Origin of the sequence: Streptomyces sp. NPDC048191, assembly GCF_040652655.1 — a bacterium.
In the GTDB taxonomy this organism is placed as follows: Bacteria; Actinomycetota; Actinomycetes; order Streptomycetales; family Streptomycetaceae; genus Streptomyces.
The window spans coordinates 205,946-225,112 of sequence record NZ_JBEZMO010000003.1 but is presented as its reverse complement, the minus strand read 5'-3'; the positions used below and the strand labels follow the sequence as shown (position 1 = coordinate 225,112).

General features: G+C 71.4%; 17 protein-coding genes. 6 read left to right on the top strand and 11 right to left on the bottom strand.

What is annotated here, in order from left to right; translation table 11 throughout:
- Positions 1-128: 128 nt before the first annotated feature.
- The 4 genes from AB0D93_RS06815 to AB0D93_RS06800 all read left to right on the top strand — a co-directional run bounded on the left by AB0D93_RS06815 (position 129) and on the right by AB0D93_RS06800 (position 4,610).
- A complete protein-coding gene (locus AB0D93_RS06815; protein ID WP_362114124.1) occupies positions 129-890 on the top strand; it encodes a DeoR/GlpR family DNA-binding transcription regulator in 762 nt (253 codons plus the stop codon).
- Positions 887-1,834, top strand: coding sequence for a 1-phosphofructokinase (gene pfkB / locus AB0D93_RS06810; RefSeq protein WP_362114121.1), 948 nt, complete (start codon positions 887-889; stop codon positions 1,832-1,834). Before AB0D93_RS06815 ends, pfkB begins: the two co-directional genes overlap by 4 nt.
- A gap of 166 nt (positions 1,835-2,000) precedes the next feature.
- On the top strand, positions 2,001-4,238 hold the full coding sequence (locus tag AB0D93_RS06805; RefSeq protein ID WP_362114118.1) for a fructose-specific PTS transporter subunit EIIC: 2,238 nt from the start codon (positions 2,001-2,003) through the stop codon (positions 4,236-4,238).
- A 120-nt stretch (positions 4,239-4,358) separates the two neighbouring features.
- Positions 4,359-4,610 (top strand): hypothetical protein, encoded by a 252-nt coding sequence (locus AB0D93_RS06800; protein WP_362114115.1) that lies wholly within the window; start codon positions 4,359-4,361, stop codon positions 4,608-4,610.
- Positions 4,611-4,642: 32 nt separating this feature from the next.
- Here the strand turns inward: AB0D93_RS06800 and AB0D93_RS06795 are convergent, their stop codons facing one another.
- The 4 genes from AB0D93_RS06795 to AB0D93_RS06780 all read right to left on the bottom strand — a co-directional run bounded on the left by AB0D93_RS06795 (position 4,643) and on the right by AB0D93_RS06780 (position 9,321).
- A complete protein-coding gene (locus tag AB0D93_RS06795; protein ID WP_362114112.1) occupies positions 4,643-5,389 on the bottom strand; it encodes a DUF6227 family protein in 747 nt (248 codons plus the stop codon).
- A gap of 157 nt (positions 5,390-5,546) precedes the next feature.
- Positions 5,547-6,764, bottom strand: a complete 1,218-nt coding sequence (locus AB0D93_RS06790; RefSeq protein WP_362114109.1) for an Ig-like domain-containing protein — start codon at positions 6,762-6,764, stop codon at positions 5,547-5,549.
- A 255-nt stretch (positions 6,765-7,019) separates the two neighbouring features.
- Positions 7,020-8,045: a P1 family peptidase gene (locus AB0D93_RS06785; protein ID WP_362114106.1), complete on the bottom strand. Its 1,026-nt coding sequence runs from the start codon at positions 8,043-8,045 to the stop codon at positions 7,020-7,022.
- Positions 8,046-8,082: 37 nt separating this feature from the next.
- Positions 8,083-9,321, bottom strand: a complete 1,239-nt coding sequence (locus tag AB0D93_RS06780) for a low temperature requirement protein A (protein WP_362114103.1) — start codon at positions 9,319-9,321, stop codon at positions 8,083-8,085.
- 187 nt (positions 9,322-9,508) lie between these two features.
- On the opposite strand from AB0D93_RS06780, the gene AB0D93_RS06775 reads away from it, so the two are divergent.
- Positions 9,509-9,685 carry a hypothetical protein gene (locus AB0D93_RS06775; protein WP_107471064.1) on the top strand — a complete coding sequence of 59 codons (177 nt, stop codon included), beginning with the start codon at positions 9,509-9,511 and terminating at the stop codon, positions 9,683-9,685.
- A 16-nt stretch (positions 9,686-9,701) separates the two neighbouring features.
- Here the strand turns inward: AB0D93_RS06775 and mscL are convergent, their stop codons facing one another.
- The 6 genes from mscL to AB0D93_RS06745 all read right to left on the bottom strand — a co-directional run bounded on the left by mscL (position 9,702) and on the right by AB0D93_RS06745 (position 15,475).
- A complete protein-coding gene (gene mscL / locus AB0D93_RS06770) occupies positions 9,702-10,178 on the bottom strand; it encodes a large conductance mechanosensitive channel protein MscL (RefSeq protein WP_362114099.1) in 477 nt (158 codons plus the stop codon).
- 138 nt (positions 10,179-10,316) lie between these two features.
- Positions 10,317-10,898, bottom strand: a complete 582-nt coding sequence (locus AB0D93_RS06765; protein ID WP_362115077.1) for a hypothetical protein — start codon at positions 10,896-10,898, stop codon at positions 10,317-10,319.
- A 164-nt stretch (positions 10,899-11,062) separates the two neighbouring features.
- Positions 11,063-11,896: an S-methyl-5'-thioadenosine phosphorylase gene (locus AB0D93_RS06760; protein ID WP_362114096.1), complete on the bottom strand. Its 834-nt coding sequence runs from the start codon at positions 11,894-11,896 to the stop codon at positions 11,063-11,065.
- Positions 11,897-11,995: 99 nt separating this feature from the next.
- Positions 11,996-12,298, bottom strand: a complete 303-nt coding sequence (locus tag AB0D93_RS06755) for an FmdB family zinc ribbon protein (protein WP_362114093.1) — start codon at positions 12,296-12,298, stop codon at positions 11,996-11,998.
- 67 nt (positions 12,299-12,365) lie between these two features.
- On the bottom strand, positions 12,366-13,661 hold the full coding sequence (locus AB0D93_RS06750; protein ID WP_362114090.1) for an MFS transporter: 1,296 nt from the start codon (positions 13,659-13,661) through the stop codon (positions 12,366-12,368).
- Between the two features lie 278 nt (positions 13,662-13,939).
- Entirely contained in the window at positions 13,940-15,475 is a 1,536-nt protein-coding gene (locus AB0D93_RS06745) for a potassium/proton antiporter (protein WP_362115074.1), read from the bottom strand.
- A 192-nt stretch (positions 15,476-15,667) separates the two neighbouring features.
- Here AB0D93_RS06745 and AB0D93_RS06740 point away from each other — a divergent pair, with 192 nt between their 5' ends.
- Complete coding sequence (locus AB0D93_RS06740; RefSeq protein ID WP_362114087.1) at positions 15,668-18,505, top strand: penicillin acylase family protein; 2,838 nt, start codon at positions 15,668-15,670, stop codon at positions 18,503-18,505.
- A gap of 55 nt (positions 18,506-18,560) precedes the next feature.
- Here AB0D93_RS06740 and AB0D93_RS06735 read toward each other — a convergent pair whose 3' ends face one another.
- Positions 18,561-19,139: a 5-formyltetrahydrofolate cyclo-ligase gene (locus AB0D93_RS06735; protein ID WP_362115071.1), complete on the bottom strand. Its 579-nt coding sequence runs from the start codon at positions 19,137-19,139 to the stop codon at positions 18,561-18,563.
- Positions 19,140-19,167: the final 28 nt, after the last annotated feature.

Genomic DNA, 19,167 nt, shown 5'->3' with positions numbered 1-19,167 from the left:
TCATGCCCGATTGAAATCCGAACCTGTTTACTTTCCGGAAAGCCGAGCGTAGCCTCCCAGTGAAACCACACGTTCGGGCATCACTCGGAAGCGAACGGGCACCGAGCATCGAGGCGGAGGCCAACGACATGTACGCACCGGAACGGCAGCAGGAGATCCTCCGGCTCGCACGTGACGGCGGCCGGGTGGACGTGCTGTCGCTGGCAGAGGAGTTCCAGGTCACCGCGGAAACGATCCGCCGTGACCTGAAGGCCCTTGACCGCGCCGGCCTCGTCCGACGGGTGCACGGCGGTGCCATCCCCGTCGGCCGTCTCGACTTCGAACCCGACCTCACCGAACGCGAGTCGACCGCCGCCGACGAGAAGGACCGCATCGCCAAGGCCGCGATCGCCGAACTGCCGACCGAGGGCACGATGATCCTCGACGCCGGTACGACGGTCGCGCGGGTCGCCGCCGCGATCCCGCTGGAGGCCGCCCTCACCGTCGTCACGCACAGCCTGCCCATCGCCGCCCGCCTGGCCGACCACCCGGGCATCCAGCTCCATCTGGTCGGGGGGCGCGTACGGCACCGCACGCGCGCCGCCGTGGACGCCTGGGCGCTGCGCGCTTACGGCGAGATCCGCGCCGACGTGCTGTTCGTGGCCGCGAACGGCTTCTCCGCCGAGCACGGTCTGACCACCCCGGACCTCGCCGAGGCCGCGGTCAAGCGGGCCGCGGTCGCCGCCGCCCGCCGCGTGGTGCTGCTGGCCGACTCCTCCAAGCACGGCCAGGAACACTTCGCCCGCTTCGGTGACCTGAGCGACGTGGACCTGCTGATCACCGACAACGGCCTGAGCCCCGAAGACGCCGCCGTCATCGAGCGTGGCGGCACGGAAGTAGTGCGCACATGATCCTCACCGTCACCCCCAACCCCTCCCTCGACCGCACCTACGAGGTCCAGGCCCTCAAGCGCGGCGAGGTCATCCGGGCCGACACCGAGCGCATGGACCCCGGCGGCAAGGGCGTGAACGTCTCGCGCGCCGTCGCGGCCGCCGGCCGGCGCACGGTCGCCGTCCTGCCCCTGGGGGGTGCGCCGGGCGCACTCGTCGCCGACCTGCTCGACGCGCAGGGCATCGAGGTCGCGCCCGTCCCGATCACCGGATCCACCCGCTCCAACATCGCGCTCGCGGAGGCGGACGGGACACTGACGAAGATCAACGCCCCCGGCCCCGCACTGTCCCCGGCCGAACAGGAACTCCTCCTGGACACCGTCCGCGAACAGTCACGGGACGCCGACTGGATCGCGTGCTGCGGCAGCCTGCCCCGGGGGCTCGCGCCCTCGTGGTACGCCGACGTCGTCACGCGGGCGCACGCTGGGGGCGCGCACATCGCGCTGGACACCTCGGGGCCTGCGCTGCTGGAGGCGCTGCGCGCGCGGCCGGACGTGGTGAAGCCCAACGCCGAGGAACTCGCGGAAGCCGTCGGGCGCCCCCTGGCCACCGTGGGCGACGCGCTGAAGGCGGCCGAGGAGCTGCGCGGCATGGGCGCGCGCGCCGTCCTGGCGAGCCTGGGCGCTGACGGGCAGCTCCTGGTGGAGGACGCGGGCGCCTGGTTCGCCACCGCGCGCGTGGACACCGTCCGCAGCAACGTCGGCGCCGGCGACTCCTCCCTCGCCGGGTTCCTGATCGCCGGCGGCAGCGGCCCCGAGGCCCTCGCCTCCGCCGTCGCCCACGGCGCCGCAGCCGTCCAGCTCCCCGGCAGCGTCATGCCGACCCCCGCCGACCTGGACCCGGCGGCGGTGACCGTGACGGCCGAGATCCCCCTCGACCGCGAACTGACGGAGCCGGCGCCATGAACGCCCTGATCCGCCGCCGTACGACGGCCCCGACCCGGCCGTGGCGAGACTCCCCGTTGCTCACCACGGCCGCCACCCCCACTCCCACCGCCTCCCCCCACAGCACCCCCGTCCCCCTCCCCGCCCACCCCACTCCCCGGGCGATACGCGTGCATAGGAGCCCGCGATGAGCGACATGATCACCGCGGACCTGGTCGATCTCGACCTGTCCGCCGACACCAAGGACGCGGCGGCGCGTGCCCTGGCCGAGCGCATGGTGGCCAAGGGCCGGGTGACCGACCTGGACGGCTTCCTCGCCGACGTGGCCGCCCGCGAGGCCCAGATGCCGACCGGTCTCGACGGCGGCATCGGCATCCCGCACTGCCGCAGCGCCCACGTCACCGCGCCGACCCTCGCCTTCGGCCGCAGCGCCGCCGGCATCGACTTCGGTGCCGCCGACGGTCCGGCCGACCTGATCTTCCTGATCGCGGCACCCGCCGGCGCCGACGACGCCCACCTCACGATCCTCTCCTCCCTGGCCCGCCAGCTGATGAACACCGAGTTCACCTCGGCGCTGCGCGCGGTGACCGACGCGGAGACGGCGGCGGCGCTGATCCGCGGGGACGAGACGCCGAGCGCGACGCAGGCGCCGGCGGAGCCTTCGGATGAGGGTGCGGAGCCGGAGACGAGCGCGGGCGCAGGCGCCGGGGAGACAGGATCAGCCGCGGGCGCGAGTACCGCGGCGGGCGCCGCTGAGGGCGCCGTGGGCGCTGCGGGTGCCTCTGAAGACTCCGCTGCGGCGTCGGTGGCGGCCTCCGCCGGCGCCGCGGCGGACACCACGGCACAGACGCCGGGCCCCTCCGCCCCCGTCCGGGCGGCCTCCGCGGGCGCCGCCTCCGCCGCGGACTCCGGCGAGCGGCCCTTCCGTATCGTCGCCGTCACCTCCTGCCCGACCGGAATCGCGCACACGTACATGGCGGCCGAGTCCCTGGAGAACGCGGGACGTGACGCGGGCGTCGAACTCGCCGTCGAGACGCAGGGCTCGGCCGGCTTCACCCGGCTGGACCCGGCGGTGATCGCGGCGGCGGACGCCGTGATCTTCGCCCACGACGTTCCCGTACGCGACAAGGACCGCTTCGCCGGCAAGCCGACCGTCGACGTCGGAGTGAAGGCGGGCATCAACCGCCCCGCCGCACTCATCACCGAGGTGCGCGAGAAGGCGGCGCGCGGCGAGACGAGCGCGCCGGCGTCCGCGCCGGGCAGCACGCCGGTCGAGCGGGCGGGCGACTCCACCGAGGGATACGGCACCAAGCTCCGCAAGTGGCTGATGAGCGGCGTGAGCTACATGGTCCCGTTCGTGGCCGCGGGCGGTCTCCTCATCGCCCTGGGCTTCGCGATCGGCGGCTACAAGATCAACAAGGCGCCGTCGGTGATGGACCACTTCATGTGGACGCAGGCCGACAGCTGGGGCGCCCTGCTCTTCCAGATCGGCGGCGTGGCCTTCGGCTTCCTCGTCCCCGTCCTGGCCGGTTACATCGCCTACGGCATGGCCGACCGGCCCGGCCTCGTCCCCGGCTTCGTGGGCGGCGCGATCTCGCTGACCATCAACGCGGGCTTCCTCGGCGGCCTGGCGGCCGGTCTGATCGCCGGTGGCGTGGTGATCGCCGTCCAGAAGGTGCAGATCCCCAAGGCGTTGCGCGGCATCATGCCGGTGGTGGTGATACCGCTGATCTCCTCGGCGATCGTCGGCTTCCTGATGTTCGTCGTCATCGGCAAGCCCATCGCCTCCGCCCAGAAGGGCCTCACCGACTGGCTGAACGGTCTCACCGGCACCAACGCGATCCTGCTCGGCGCCCTGCTCGGCCTGATGATGTGCTTCGACCTGGGCGGCCCGGTCAACAAGGTCGCCTACACCTTCGCCACCGCCGGCATCGCGGTCTCGAACCCGAGCGACTCCGCGATGAAGATCATGGCCGCGGTGATGGCGGCCGGCATGGTCCCGCCGCTGGCGATGGCCCTGGCCACCACCGTCCGCGGCAGGCTCTTCACCCAGACCGAGCGTGAGAACGGCAAGGCCGCCTGGGTGCTGGGCGCCTCCTTCATCTCCGAGGGCGCGATCCCGTTCGCCGCGGCCGACCCGCTGCGTGTGATCCCGTCGTCGATGGTCGGCGGCGCGCTCACCGGCGCCCTGTCGATGGCCTTCGGCGCCACCCTGCGCGCCCCGCACGGCGGCATCTTCGTGGTCCCGCTGATCGGCAACCCGTTCCTGTACCTCATCGCCATCGCCGCCGGCGTCTGCGCCACCACGGCCCTGGTCGTCCTCCTCAAGGGCATGCGCAAGCAGAGCCCCGACAGCACGGTCACCGACCCCGCCGCAAACGCGGCCACCACGACGAAGGAGACCAAGCAGCCCGTGGCGGCCTGACCGGCGCACCACCTCACACCGCACCTTGTCCCTTTGGTTCGCTGTGAGTTGTTCACGGCACATGCGAGTTGCGTCACGGTCCGGGGCCAAAGTCCCGGACCGTGGTGTGTACTGGATCGCATGCCTGCGCATGTCACGAGTCTCCAGCTGGCCGGCCTGGCCGTCCTCACCCTGGCCGGCGTGGTCTGGGCGATCAGCGTCCTGCGCCTGCTGCGCCGCTTCCGCGCGGAGGCCGTCCGAGAGCTCCGGGTTCCCCGCCTTCCGGTCCTCCCGTCCCAGCCGCAGTCCGGTCCCCAGCGGGAGTCGGTGGAACTGACCCCGGCGGAACGGGACGCCTTCGCCGGGCTGGTGCGGCAGCTCGGCGGTCACTGACCGGCCAGGGGCCCACGCAGGCCGCCCACGCGCTACCCCTGTCGCGCCGCGCGCCGCTCCATGGCGTCCCGGGCCGCGTCCTGCGACATGTACACCTCGCACATGTGCCGCCCGTCGGGCGTCGCCGTGTGCTCGACCTCCCACAGGGAGACCTCGCTGCCGTCCGGCAGCAGGAACGCGTGCTCGTACAACGCGTAGCTCAGACCCACGCGTCCGGCCCGCCCGGGGCGCCCGAACGCCTGCGTGATCTCGTGCGCGGTCGCCGTCGCCAGCAGCGCCGCCGTCCTCGCGCCGGGCCGGTCCGGGTTCTCCGCGCGGCGCAGCAGCCGGCGCGCGTGGTCCGCCGAGTCGTCGGAGGCGAACACGTGCCGGGGCTCCGGGACCGCCCACAGCCGCATCAGTGCCGGCAGCTCGAACTCCGGCGTCTGCGGTGGCACCCCGAGCCGCGCCGACGCCGTCTGCAGCTCCTCCTCGTCGACGTACACCTCGTGCTCGCAGATGCCGCCCGGCGTGGGGTTGTGCGCGAGCTCCCACAGCGTGACCGCGGAGCCGTCGGCGAGCAGCCAGGTGTGCCGGTACGTCTCCCGGTGCAGCCCCGCGCTGTGGTACGCGGAGTGCAGCGAACTGTCGTGCGCCAGCGCGCTGTCGAGCTGCCGTATCACCTCGTCGGGCAGCTCGAACGAGTTCAGGGCGCGGCCGAGGAGTCGCGCGAGATGCTCCTCCGGAGACTCGGGCGACCCGGCTGGTTCGTACGCTGCCGTCTCGTACGGAACGCTCAAGACAACTCCCGGCGTTGCTGCATGTCACCTTGTGGGTGCATACCGTAGCCCCTCGGTCGGACATCATGTCCGGGAACCGAGAAAACGTACGCCGGGAAAACGCGCGGGCCGCGCGAAAAGTTCCCGCGCGGCCCCATGGAACGTCAAAACCCGCCGCTCAGACGGCACTTCCGGCGGTCCAGGCGCTCCACGGCATGTTCCAGCCGTTGAGTCCGTTGTCCGGGGCGACCGTCGAGTCGGGGGAGTTCTTCACGATCACCACGTCACCGATCAGCGAGTTGTCGAAGAACCACTTGGCCGGCGTGGCGCCCTGCCCACCCTGCACATCCGCCAGGCCGACGCAGCCGTGGCTGGTGCCCTCGCGGCCGAAGGGCGGGTTGCCCGTGTTGTACCAGTAGTTGCCGTGGATGAAGGTGCCGGAGTTCGTCAGGCGCATCGCGTGCGGGACGTCCGGGATGTTGTACGCGTTGCCGAGGCCGACCGTCCGGCTGTCCATGGGCGTCTGCGTGAACTTCTCGGAGATCACCATCTGCCCGTTGTACGTGGTGTGGTCCGGGCTGCCGGTGGAGATCGGGATGGTCTTGATCGTCCTGCCGTCCCGCACCACGGTCATGGTCTGCGTGGTGGCGTCGACCGTGGAGACCTGCGAGCGCCCGACGGTGAAGGAGACGGTCTTCTTCTGCACCCCGTAGACGCCCTTGGCGCCCTGGACCCCGTCCAGGGCGATCTTCATCGTGACCTTGGAGCCGGCCTTCCAGTACTCCTGCGGCCGGAAGTCCAGCCGCCGGTCCCCGAACCAGTGCCCGACCACCTGCTGACCACTACTGGAGTCGACCGTGATGTGCGACTGCACGGCCTTCTTGTCGGTGATCGACTTGTCGAACGTGAACGACACCGGCATGCCCGCCCCGACCGTGGTGCCGTCGTCCGGGGAGTAGGTGCCGACGAAACTGTTGGCCGACGTGACAGTGGTGAAGATGGACTTGGTCGCGGTGATGCGCCCGTCGGCGTCCTTCGCGGTCGCGTCTATCTCGTACTTCGTCCCGCGGTCCAGCTGGTCCTTCGGCTTCCAGCTGGTGCCGTCCGCCGACACCGTCCCCGCCACGGCCTTCTGCGTCCCGGCCACGGACATCGTCACCTCGGTCAGCCTGCCGCCGCTGACCTTCACCCCGGTCGCGTTGATGGACGCGCCGGTCGAACCGTCCTTGGCCGAGATCACGATCTGGGCCGCCGACGCCTTGGGGGAGTCCTTGCCGCCCTTGCCGTCGCTGGTGGCGTTGGCGCTGCCACCGCAAGCGGTCAGGGTGAGGGTGCCGATCACCAGGGCGGCACAGGCCCCCAGTACGCGCCGCGCTGCAATGTCCGGCGTTGTCACGGGCTGCTCCAGGTTCGTGTGATGTGCGTGTTCCGTTCCGGTGCGTGGAGAAAGAGGGCACTGGCGGCCGGGAAGGTTCCCCCCGTTCCCCGTGAACGCCATCACGTGACAGAACCGCGACAATTCAAGCCCCGAGGGGCCGTCCGGCCCCGGTTTCTCACCACGTCACGTTCCCAACGGGCCGTGGAGCTACCGGCGTTGACCGCCATGCGCACCAAGAGCACGCGGGTGAGGGCGTCACCCACCCCCGCCCGCCTAGCGCGCCCCGTACAACTCCCCGTACGACGGCCACGTCCCGCCCGGCCCGTCGACCGACTCGGCGGCGCGCACGCCCCGCACGATCGCGCGCGTCACCACGTCCGCTCCGGCGGCGAGGAGGGCGTTGAGCTCCAACGGGTGCTCGGCGAGCGGGCGCGCGCCGGTCGCCAGCGCGAACACCGTGTCGCCGTCGTTCATGAGGTGCACCGGACGTACGGCGCGTGCGATCCCGTCGTGCGCCGTGCCCGCCACCTTCTGCGCCTGCGCCTTGGAGAGGTTCGCGTCGGTCGCGACCACCGCCAGCGTCGTGTTGAGCGGAGGCGGCGCGTTGTGCGCGGCGCTCTCGTCGAGACGCCGGCGCGCGGCCTCGTGCACGTGCTCCGCGGGACACTCCACCCGCCCCTGCGACAACTCCCCGTACAGCGCCCCCGTCCCGGGCTCGATCACCGACCCCGCGGCGTTCACGACCACCAGCGCGGCCACGGTGATCCCCGAGTCCAGCACCGTGCTCGCGGTGCCCACCCCGCCCTTGATCCGGCCCGCCACGGCACCCGTGCCGGCTCCGACACACCCCTGCGCCACCCGGGCGCCCGGCGCACTCGCCGCGGCGGCCTCCACCGCGGCGCGTCCGGTCGCGGCGTCCGGCCGCGCCCGGAAGTCCCCGCCGCGCCCCAGGTCGAAGACGCACGCGGCGGGCACGACCGGCACGACGTGCGCCGGGTCCGGGCCCACCCGTACTCCGCGCCGCCGCTCCTCCAGCCAGGCCATCACGCCGGACGCCGCGTCGAGCCCGTACGCGCTGCCACCGGTCAGCACTACGGCGTCGACCCGGTGCACCACGTTGCGCGGGTCGAGCGCGTCGGTCTCCTTGGTGCCGGGGCCGCCGCCGCGTACGTCCACGCCGGCGACGGCGCCGCCTTCCGGGGCGAGGACGACCGTCGTACCGGTGAGCCAGCCGTCCCCGCTGCGGGCGGTGTGCCCCACGCGCAGCCCTGCCACGTCCGTGATCGCGTCAACAGTCATGGGCGCCAGTCTCGCCTGCCGGGGCGCGCGGGAGGGCTCAGCCGGCCGGAGCGGTGGCGCCCGCCGCCCGCTCCCGGTGGACCATGCGCGCCGTCAGCATCACACCGGTCGCCACCGCGGCCGAGCACACGAACCCCGCCGCGAGCACCGCCCAGTCGCCCAGGAAGCTGCAGCAGATCACCAGCAGTGCCGTGACCGGCAGCACCAGCTGCTGGGCGATGCCGACCTTGAAGTGCCGCGAGTGCAGCAGCCAGACGGTCAGCAGGTACAGCGCCGTCGGCAGCGTCACGGCCGCCGACGCGGACAGGGTGGAGATGTGCGTCTTGCCGACCGCGTGCTCCACGGCCACCTCCAGGCCCGCGCCGATCGCCGCGGCGGAGGCGAAGATCAGGTAGTGGCCGTAACCCCAGAGGAAGGCCTGTCCGTTGGCGCGCAGGTGGCCGTGGATGGGCACCACGAAGTAGATCCACCACGCGGAGAAGACGATCAGCAGCCCGCCCGCCGCGATCGGCAGCAGCTCGCCCAGGGCGCCGTGCTCGTCCACGGCCGACTTCACGGCGACGGTCGCCGCGGCGACCGTCTCGCCGAGCACGATGATGGTGAACAGCCCGTACCGCTCGGCGATGTGGTGCGGATGCCAGGAGGTCTCGTAGCCCCTCTCCGCGTACAGCGGTACGCACATCTCCGCGAGCGCCATCACGAGGAAGACCCACGGCCGCGCCGGCCCGGGCAGCAGTACCAGTCCGAGCCAGCCCACCTGGCACAGCAGCACGCCGCACACGTAGCGCACCGCCGTGGTTCTCTCGGCGCCCTCGGCCGATCTCGCGGCTCTCAGCCACTGCGCGACCATCGCCAGCCGCATGATCACGTAGCCGATCCAGACCACCAGGTAGTCGTGCTGCTGGAAGGCCCGGGAAATGCCGGCGGCCAGCACGAGGACGCCGGCGACCTGCACCAGGGTGACGACCCGGTAGAGCGCGTCGTCGTTGTCGTACGCCGAGGCGAACCAGGTGAAGTTCATCCACGCCCACCAGATGGCGAAGAACTGCATGGCGTAGTTGAGGATTCCGTTGCCCGCGTGCCCCTCCGCGACGGCGTGCACCAGTTCCACGCCCGCCTGCGCGATCGCCACGACGAAGCACAGGTCGAAGAAGAGCTCAAGCGGGGAGGAGACCCGGTGCGCCTCGTCGCGCCCGCGCGCGGTGAGCCGTCGCAGGGGACCGGAGGGCCGTGGTGCGCCCGAGGAGGCGGGTGCCGGAGGGGAACTCGACGTCATGCCTCCCAGGACAGCAGAAATCCTGCCCGAAATCTTGTGCACCGATTCACAAAGACGCGGCGGTTCGAAGTCCTCCACAAACCCCAGGTCAGATGGCACGTCTCGGCCACCGACCGGCCGGCGCCGGGCCTTGGGGGCAGGGCCCCGGGAGGGCTGGGCGAGGGTGCCGGGACCGTACCCTTGAGCCATGAGCACCGCCCCCGAATCCGAGCCCCGCGCCCCGAAGCCCGCGCTGGTCTTCGACGACCCGCTGGACCAGCAGTCCTCGGACGACACCGACCGCGGATGGGGCGAGCGCACGGACGGCGACAGCGCCGCCGACCTGAAGCGCTTCCTCGACGAGAAGCCGCCCCACCACCTGTGAGCCGTCCGCGGCGGCCCTATCGCTCGTCGTGCCCCGATCCACGCTGCGCGACCAGCGCGTCGCGGATCTCCTTGAGCACCTCCAGCTCGGTCACGTCGATGACCTCCTTGGTGCCCTCCCGCGCCGCCTTGCGGGCCGCCTGCCGGGCCAGGTACTTCGACATCGGCAGGATCATCAGGAAGTACACGACCGCCGCGGTGATCACGAACGTCAGCGTGGCGCCGAGGACAGAGCCCCACAGGATCGGTACACCGCTCTTGACCGTGCCGTCCGGGCTGACCGCGCACGGGTCCTTCAGACAGGAGCTGTAGTGGTCCAGGTTCTGTGTGCCGATCGCTCCGACCAGCGGGTTGATGACCCCCTTGACCACCGAGTTCACGATGTTCGTGAAGGCCGCGCCGATGACCACCGCGACTGCCAGATCGACGACGTTGCCGCGCATCAGGAAGGCCTTGAAGCCCTGCCAGACGCTCGGTTCCTTCTTCGCGCTCACCTCGGGGACTCTCCTCGTATGCACAGGGTGTGGAACGAAACGCTCCGCAACCTACGGCACCGGGTGGCCGTCGTGTCCAGTCCCGCCGCTTGATCGAGCGACTTGACGGCAAGCCGCCGGGAAGGTGTCCGAGCCGGTTCAGCACAGCGTCACCGCCAGCCGCGCCGTCGCGCTCGCGCCGACGAGCCGCGCCGCCGTGGCACGCGGCACCGACAGCACGACCAGCGCCCCGCTCTCGGCGCCGCCCTCCAACGGCTCGGGCACCCTGGTCACCCGCGCACCGCGCGCGAGCACCCGGGCGACACCCCCGGCCGACGGGTCCTCGGCGGCGATGACATCGACGCGGTCGCCGGGCCGCAGCAGCCTGACCGTGGCCGCGTCGGCGATCCGCACCGGCGCCGTCACCGCCTCCACGGCCGCGTGCCGGCGTACGGGCACCGTGACCGGGTGTCCGCGGGCCCGGTCCACGCCGTGCGGATCGGCCCCGGTGCGCGGTCCCGCGGCGACGAGCGCGGCCGCCGTCACCGCGAGGCCGGCCGCGACGGCCCGCCTCCGGTGCCGTACGAGCCGCTGCAGCTGATACCGCCCGCCGCGCACGCGCACCGGAGGGAACTCGGGGACCTCACCGGTCGCCGGGGCATCCGTGCCCAGTGGGCGCGGAAGCCGGAGGGGAGGCGGGAAAGGCGGAGCAGGTGAAGGCGGAGTGACGGACGGATTCAGGGACGGGGACAGAGGCACGGAGATCACCGCCTGCGACGAGGAATTCGGCTTGCGATGCCACGATGAGGCCTCGCGCCGAATTCCGCCGGAGCCGGTGGACCACGGGCGGAGTGTGGACAACCCGCCCACCCGAACGGGGAATTCCGGGTCTTCCCGCGAAGGCGTTACGGCAGCTCGAAGCCCGGATCCATGCCGCCGAGCGCGTTCGTGCACAGGCAGTCCCGGGCCCCCGTCTCCGGCAGTGCCGCCACCGCGTCGAAGAGCACGCCGCGCAGCCGGTCCACGTTGGCCGCGAACACCCGCAGCACTTCCTCGTGCGAGACGCCCTCACCGGTCTCGGCGCCGGCGTCCAGATCGGTGACCAGGGTCAGCGACGTGTAGCACAGCTCCAGCTCCCGGGCGAGGGCCGCCTCCGGGTGACCGGTCATGCCCACGACCGACCAGCCCTGCGCCCGGTGCCACAACGATTCCGCACGGGTGGAGAAGCGCGGCCCCTCGACCACGACCAGCGTGCCGCCGTCCACCGGCTCCCAGTCCCGGCCCCGGGCGGCCTTCAGCGCGACGGCCCGTCCGGTGGGGCAGTAGGGGTCCGCCATCGAGACGTGCACGACGTTCGGCACGGTTCCGTCGGGGCGCGGCAACCCGTCGAAGTACGTCTGCGCCCGGGACTTCGTACGGTCCGCGAACTGGTCCGGCACGAGCAGGGTGCCGGGGCCGTACTCCGGCTGCAGCCCGCCCACCGCGCAGGGCCCCAGCACCTGCCGGACGCCGACGGAGCGCAGCGCCCACAGGTTGGCGCGGTAGTTGATGCGATGCGGCGGCAGATGGTGGCCGCGACCGTGCCGGGGCAGGAAGGCGACCCGCCGGCCGGCGACGTCACCGAAGAAGAGGGAGTCACTGGGCGGCCCGTAGGGGGTCTCCACCTGGACCTCGGTCACGTCGTCGAGGAACGAGTAGAAGCCCGAGCCACCGATCACGCCGATCTCTGCGTTCGCCATGACCAGCACACTAGCGGGCGGTGCGACCGCGGTGGACCCGGTGCCCGGAAGCACCGAAGACCCTGCCGTCGCACGACGGCAGGGTCCGGGGAAGACAGGTCAGGCCGCGGAGCTGCTCGTGGAGCTCGACGAGGACGGCTTGGAGTCGGACGCCGAGGAGCCGGTCGACGACGTGCCCGAGGACGTGCTCGAGGACTTCGACGCCGGGCTGCTGCTCGACGAGGAGCCGCGGGAGTCGTTGCGGTAGAAGCCGGAGCCCTTGAAGACGATGCCGACCGCGGAGAACACCTTCTTCAGGCGGCCATCGCAGTTGGGGCACTCGGTCAGGGCGTCATCGGTGAACTTCTGCACCGCCTCAAGGCCCTCGCCGCACTCGGTGCACTGGTACTGGTAGGTCGGCACTGTCTTCCTCCTGGCACTCTTACTCGATGAGTGCTAACGACGATCCATACTGACGTATTCCGGGGGATCAGTCCACCGTCACCGGCACGCGGTGACCGACGCCACGTGCGACGGTGCGGTTCTGCCGCTGCGCGACCAGCCGCGAGCGCAGCGCCAGCAGGGTCGCCAGCGCGAGCACGGTGCCGGCCATCGGCACCAGGAACCCCGCGCCGTCCCACAGCCGGTCCTCCAGCTGCCCGGCGACGGTGACGGCGGCCGCCTGCCCGAGCGCGACGGCGCCGGTCAGCCAGGTGAAGGCCTCGGTACGGGCACCGGCCGGGACCAGGCCCTCGACCAGCGTGTAGCCCGTGATCAGCGCCGGCGCGATGCACATGCCGACCAGCAGACCGAGCCCGGCGAGCAGCGGCACCGAGTGCGCCGTCCACAGGGCGGAGGCGACGACGGCGAGAGCCGTGTAGCCGACGACCAGGCGGCGCTGGGGGGCGACCTTCCAGGCGATCGCGCCGCAGACGATGCCGGACAGCATGTTCCCGGCGGCGAAGACGCCGTACAGGACGCCGTTCAGGCCGGGCTCGCCGATCGACTCGGTGAACGCGGCCAGCGACACCTGCATGCCGCCGAAGACGGACCCGATGCCCAGGAAGGTCACGACCAGCACACGCACGCCCGGCACGCGCAGCGCGGAGGCGTGCTGCACGCGCGCGTGCCCGCCGCCGCTCACCTGCGGCTGCGTGCCCTTCTGCGCGGCGAACAGCAGACCGCCGACGAGGGTGAGCGCGCCCTCCGTGACCAGGCCCGCCGCCGGTGTCACGGCGGTGCACAGGGCCGTCGCCAGCAGCGGACCGAAGACGAAGGTCAGCTCGTCCGTGACCGACTCGAACGCCGCCGCCGTGGTCATCAGGGGCGAGCCCTGCAGCTTCACGCCCCAGCGCGCGCGCACCATGGGGCCGACCTGCGGCACCGAGGCGCCGGTCGGGACGGCCGCCAGGAACAGCGCCCACAGGGGGGCGTGCGCCAGCGCGAGCGCGGTCAGCGACAGGCCCGCCAGCGTGTGCACCAGGACGCCGGGGACCAGTACGGCGCGCTGGCCGTAGCGATCGGCGAGGCGGCCGCTGTACGGCGCGAACAGCGCCATGGAGACACCGGTGACGGCCGCCGTGGCGCCCGCGGCGCCGTACGAGCCGGTGGTGTGCTGCACGAGCAGCACGATGGAGAGGGTGAGCATCGCGAACGGCTGGCGCGCCGCGAAACCGGGGAGCAGGAAGGTCCAGGCGCCGCGGGTGCGCAGCAGCTGTCCGTATCCCGGGCGGGACGAGGCCGGCGAGGTCTTCTCCGCTTCGGTGGTGGTGACCGTGGATCCCACGGCCCGTGCCTTTCTGCCGCCTGGTAGCGCGCGGGCCGGGTGGGCCGGGGCGCCGAGAGCTGTCCTCTTGCGCGGACTGCGGTAGATACCGGCGCCCACTACGGGTGGGGGGACTCGGCCGCCATACGGTCGCGCCAGCTCTGCGTCAGGCAGAGTTGGTTCGATCAGGGTGCGCCTTCATGCTACAGGGACCGCCGCCCAGCCCGGCTGTGAAAACGAGCACCACGGGGCGGGGACGCCTGGGATTTCACGGGATGTGAACCGTACGAAGCGCCGACTCAGTGCGAGCCGTGCGAGCTGTCCGCCCCGTTCGTGCCCAGCCAGCTCGCCAGCTTGCCGCCGTGGGCGACGGCGCGCAGGCGTCGTTCGGCCGCGTCGCGGACCGGGTCGGTGGCGACGACCAGCAGCTCGTCGCCGCGGCGCAGCACTGTCGTGGGCATCGGGACAAACGATTTTTCTTCGCGGACGACCAGGGTGACGGCGGCCCCGGGAGGCAACCGCAGCTCGTTCACCTCCACGCCGTGCATCCGGGAGCCCTCGGGGATCGTGACGGACAGCAGGTGTCCGCGCAGCCGCTCCAGCGGCGCCGACTCGATGCCGAGGTCGGAGGCCTCGCCCGCCTCTCCCAGGCGCAGCGTGCGCGCCAGCCAGGGCAACGTCGGCCCCTGGACGAGGGTGTAGACCACGACCAGGACGAAGACGATGTTGAAGATGCGGCGGCTGCCGGTGACGCCGTTCACCATCGGGATGGTGGCCAGGATGATGGGCACCGCGCCGCGCAGTCCCGCCCACGACATCAGCGTCTCCTCCCGCCACGGCACGCGGAACGGCGCGAGGCTGAGCACCACGCTCAGCGGCCGGGCCACCATGGTCAGGACGAGCCCGATGACCAGGGCGGGCCAGACGTCGTCGCCCAGCTCGTGCGGGGTGACGAGCAGACCGAGCACGACGAACATGCCGATCTGGGCGATCCAGCCGAGTCCCTCGGCGAATCCGCGCGTGGCGGGCCAGTGGGGGAGCTTGGCGTTGCCGAGCATCACCGAGGCCAGGTAGACGGCCAGGAAGCCACTGCCGTGCGCGAGGGCGCCGGCGGCGTACGCCGTCACGGCGATCGCCATCACGGCGATCGGGTAGAGGCCGGAGGCGGGCAGGGCCACGTGCTTGAGCCCCCAGGAGCCGAACCAGCCCACCGCGAGGCCTATGGCCGCGCCGATGGCCAGCTCCAGGGCGATCTCGCCGAGCAGGACGTACCAGTGCTCGACCGGGCCGGCCGTGGAGAACGCGACGACCAGGATGACCACCGGGGCGTCGTTGAAGCCGGACTCCGCCTCCAGCGTGCCGGTCACGCGCGCGGGGAGGGGGACTCTGCGCAGCACCGAGAAGACCGCCGCCGCGTCCGTCGAGGACACCACCGCGCCGATGATGAGGGCCTGCCGCCACTCCAGCCCGATCAGATAGTGCGCGCCGGCCGCGGTGACGCCCACGCTGACGGCGACTCCGGCGGTCGCCAGGACGGAGGCGGACGACAGGACCGGCCTGATCTCCTTCCACTTCGTGCCGAGGCCGCCCTCGGCGAGGATCACGACCAGGGCCGCGTACCCCATGACCTGGGTCACGGCGGCGCTGTTGAAGTGGATCTCGCCGATGCCGTCCTGGCCCATGAGGACGCCGATGGCCAGGTAGACGAGCAGGCTGGGGAGCCCGCTGCGGGAGGAGATCCGGACCGCCGCGACGGCGACGAGCAGGACCACGGAGCAGACGAGCAGGAGCTGGTTGAGGTGGTGAACAGTCAGCGGCGTTTCCTCCCCTGGGATCTCCGGTTACTTCATTACCTTACCTAACTCTTGACGCTTTCTTGACGCTCGGCGGGGCAAGATCGAACGTCCGTGCGCGCTGGTTCCCGACTCCGAGTCAAGGGGGACAGGGCCCTGCGCCTATGGTTGCTCCAGCGCTCATTCAAAGTCACAGCCCGACCTGCCGCTCGCGTTAGGACAGCAAGGACAGCGATGCCCCCCAACACCACCGCCACAACGGGTGACACCGCGACGACCGGTGCCGCGCCCGCCAAGTCCGGCAGGAAGAAGGGGCGCAAAGCCCGATTGCTGGTGCTGGTCCTGGTACTGGCCGTCATCGGAGGCATCGCCTACGGCGGGTACTGGTCGATCAGCACCGTCCGCGCCTCCTTCCCGCAGACCAGGGGTTCGATCACGCTGCAGGGCCTGTCGGGTCCGGTCGACGTGAAGCGGGACGGCAACGGCATCCCGCAGATCTACGCGTCCTCCGACGAGGACCTGTTCATGGCGCAGGGCTACGTCCAGGCGCAGGACCGGTTCTACGAGATGGACGTGCGCCGGCACATGACCTCCGGGCGCCTGTCGGAGATGTTCGGCAAGAGCCAGGTCAAGAACGACGAGTTCCTGCGCACCCTGGGCTGGGACCGGGTCGCCAAGCAGGAGTACGACACCAAGCTGTCGGCCGCCACCAAGAAGTACCTCCAGGCGTACGCCGAGGGAGTCAACGCCTACCTCCAGGGCAAGGACGGCAAGGACATCTCCCTGGAGTACGCCGCCCTGGGCTTCGTCAACGACTACAAGCCGCAGAAGTGGACCCCGGTCGACTCCGTCTCCTGGCTGAAGGCGATGGCCTGGGACCTGCGCGGCAACATGCAGGACGAGATCGACCGCGCCCTGATGACGAGCCGGCTCGGTCCGCAGCAGATCGCGGACCTGTACCCGGAGTACCCGTACAGCCGGAACAAGCCGATCGTGCAGGAGGGCCAGTACAGCTCGCTGCGCAGGTCCTTCCAGCAGGGCGGCGGCACCGGCTCCGCCACCGGCACCTCGCAGAGCACCGGCACGACGGGCACGGCCGGCGGCACCACGGGCGGCTCCGGCGGCACGACGGGCGCGACCGGCTCCTCCGCCTCGGGCCCGACCGGTTCGTCGCTCACGAGCCAGCTGGCGGGCCTCTACAACGTCCTGGACGACGTCCCGGCCGCCGTCGGCGTGAACGGCCAGGGCATCGGCTCCAACTCCTGGGTGGTGTCCGGGAAGTACACCATCACCAAGAAGCCGCTGCTCGCCAACGACCCGCACCTGTCGGCGTCGCTGCCCTCCGTCTGGTACCAGATGGGCCTGCACTGCCGCAGCGTCTCCACCAAGTGCCAGTACGACGTGACCGGCTACACCTTTGCCGGCATGCCCGGTGTGATCATCGGTCACAACGCGAACGTCGCCTGGGGCATGACCAACTCCGGCGTCGACGTCACCGACCTCTACCTGGAGAAGGTGACCGCGAACGGCTACCTGTACGACGGCAAGGTCCGGCCGTTCACGACCCGCGAGGAGACCATCAAGGTCGCCGGCGGCTCGTCCAAGACGATCGTCGTCCGCCAGACCCAGGACGGGATGCCGCTGCTGTCCGACCGTGACGACGAACTCGTCCAGGTCGGCAAGAGGGCCACGGTCAACACCGCCGCGCCCGACCGCGGCGACGGCTACGGCATCGCCCTGAGGTGGACCGCGCTCGACCCCGGCACCTCCATGGACGCCGTCTTCGCCCTCGACAGGGCGGCGGACTGGAGCGACTTCCGCCAGGCGGCAGCCCTGTTCGACGTGCCCTCGCAGAACCTGATCTACGCCGACACCGACAACCACATCGGCTACACGCTGCCCGGCAAGATCCCCACGCGCTCCTCCGTGGACGACGGCTCCATCCCGGCGCCCGGATGGAGCTCGAAGTACCGCTGGACCGGCTTCATCAAGCAGGACGAGCTGCCCTACGAGTACAACCCCAAGCGCGGCTACATCGTCACCGCCAACCAGGCCGTGGTCGACAAGGACAAGTACCCGTACACCCTCACCACCGACTGGGGTTACGGCACCCGCAGCCAGCGCATCACCGACCTGATCGAGTCCAAGATCAAGGACGGCGGCAAGATCTCCACCGACGACATGCGGCAGATGCAGCTGGACAACAGCAGCGAGATCGCCAAGCTGCTGGTGCCGAAGCTGCTGAAGATCAACCTCGACGACAAGAACGTGCGCGAGGCACAGAAGCTGCTGGAGGGCTGGGACTACACCCAGGAGTCCGACTCCGCGGCGGCCGCCTACTTCAACGCCGTCTGGCGCAACGTCCTCAAGCTCGCCTTCGGCAACAAGCTCCCCAAGGAACTGCGCGTCAAGGGGCAGTGCCTGTGGGTCGACAAGATCGACAGCACCGGTCCGGTCGACGAGGACAGCAAGGTGCGCGAGTGCGGTGAGCGCGACGCCGACCAGGCGCAGCCGGACGGCGGCGACCGCTGGTTCGAGGTCGTGCGCACCCTGATGGAGAAGCCGGACAGCGACTGGTGGAAGACGCCCAAGTCGGGCACCCGCCCCGCGGCGAACAACATGGACGAGCTCTTCGCCCGCGCCATGATCGACGCCCGCTGGGAGCTGACCGCCAAGCTCGGCAAGGACATCGACACCTGGAGCTGGGGCCGGCTGCACCGTCTGTTCCTGAAGAACCAGACCCTCGGCACCGACGGACCCAAGGCCCTGCAGTACATCCTCAACCGGGGCCCCTGGAAGCTCAGCGGCGGCGAGGCCACGGTGAACGCGACCGGCTGGAACGCCGCCGGCGGCTACGGCGTCGTCTGGGTGCCGTCCATGCGGATGGTCGTGAACCTGGCCGACTTCGACAAGTCCAAGTGGATCAACCTGACCGGCGCCTCCGGGCACGCCTTCAGCGCGCACTACACGGACCAGACGAGCCTGTGGGCCAAGGGCGAGCTGCTGCCCTGGTCGTTCTCGGGCAAGGCGGTCGACGACAGCACCAGCGACACGCTCGTCCTCAAACCGTGAGCGGCTCTTTGCCACGGCGCTGAGAAGGCCCTCCACGCGCGCGTGGAGGGCCTCTTCACATCCGGAACCGGTGCACGCCCGACGGCGTCACCACCGCGTGCACCGGCTTGTCGTGCGCCTCCGCGGGGACGTGCGCGACGACCTCCGTGTCGTACAGCAGCACCACGAGCCGGGGGCGTGCGCCCGCACGCTCCAGACGGGCCAGCACGCGGTCGTACGACCCTCCGCCGCGCCCCAGGCGCATCCCGCGGGCGTCGACGGCGAGCCCGGGCAGCAGGACGACGTCCGCGGCCGTCACGGCGTCCGGGCCAAGACGTGCGCCGGAGGGCTCGAAAAGCGCCATTTTCCCGCCGTATTGGACCCGCGCGAGGGAGTCCGGGCCGGCGTATTCGCCCCAGTCCAGGTCGTTGTCCGGCAGGAGCGCCGGGAGCAGGACACGCACGCCCCGCGCGCGCAGCGCGTCCAGCAGCGCCGGCGTGCCGGGCTCGCTCCCCACGGAGACGTACGCCGCCACCGTGCGCGCACCGGCCAGCTCGGGCAGCTCCAGGGCGCGCTCCGCCAGCGCGCGGCCCGTCTCGCCGACGTCATCGGCCGTCAACCTGTTCCTCACCGAGAGGAACTCCCGCCGCAACATTCGCTTGTCAGGCTCGCTCGTGCGTCCG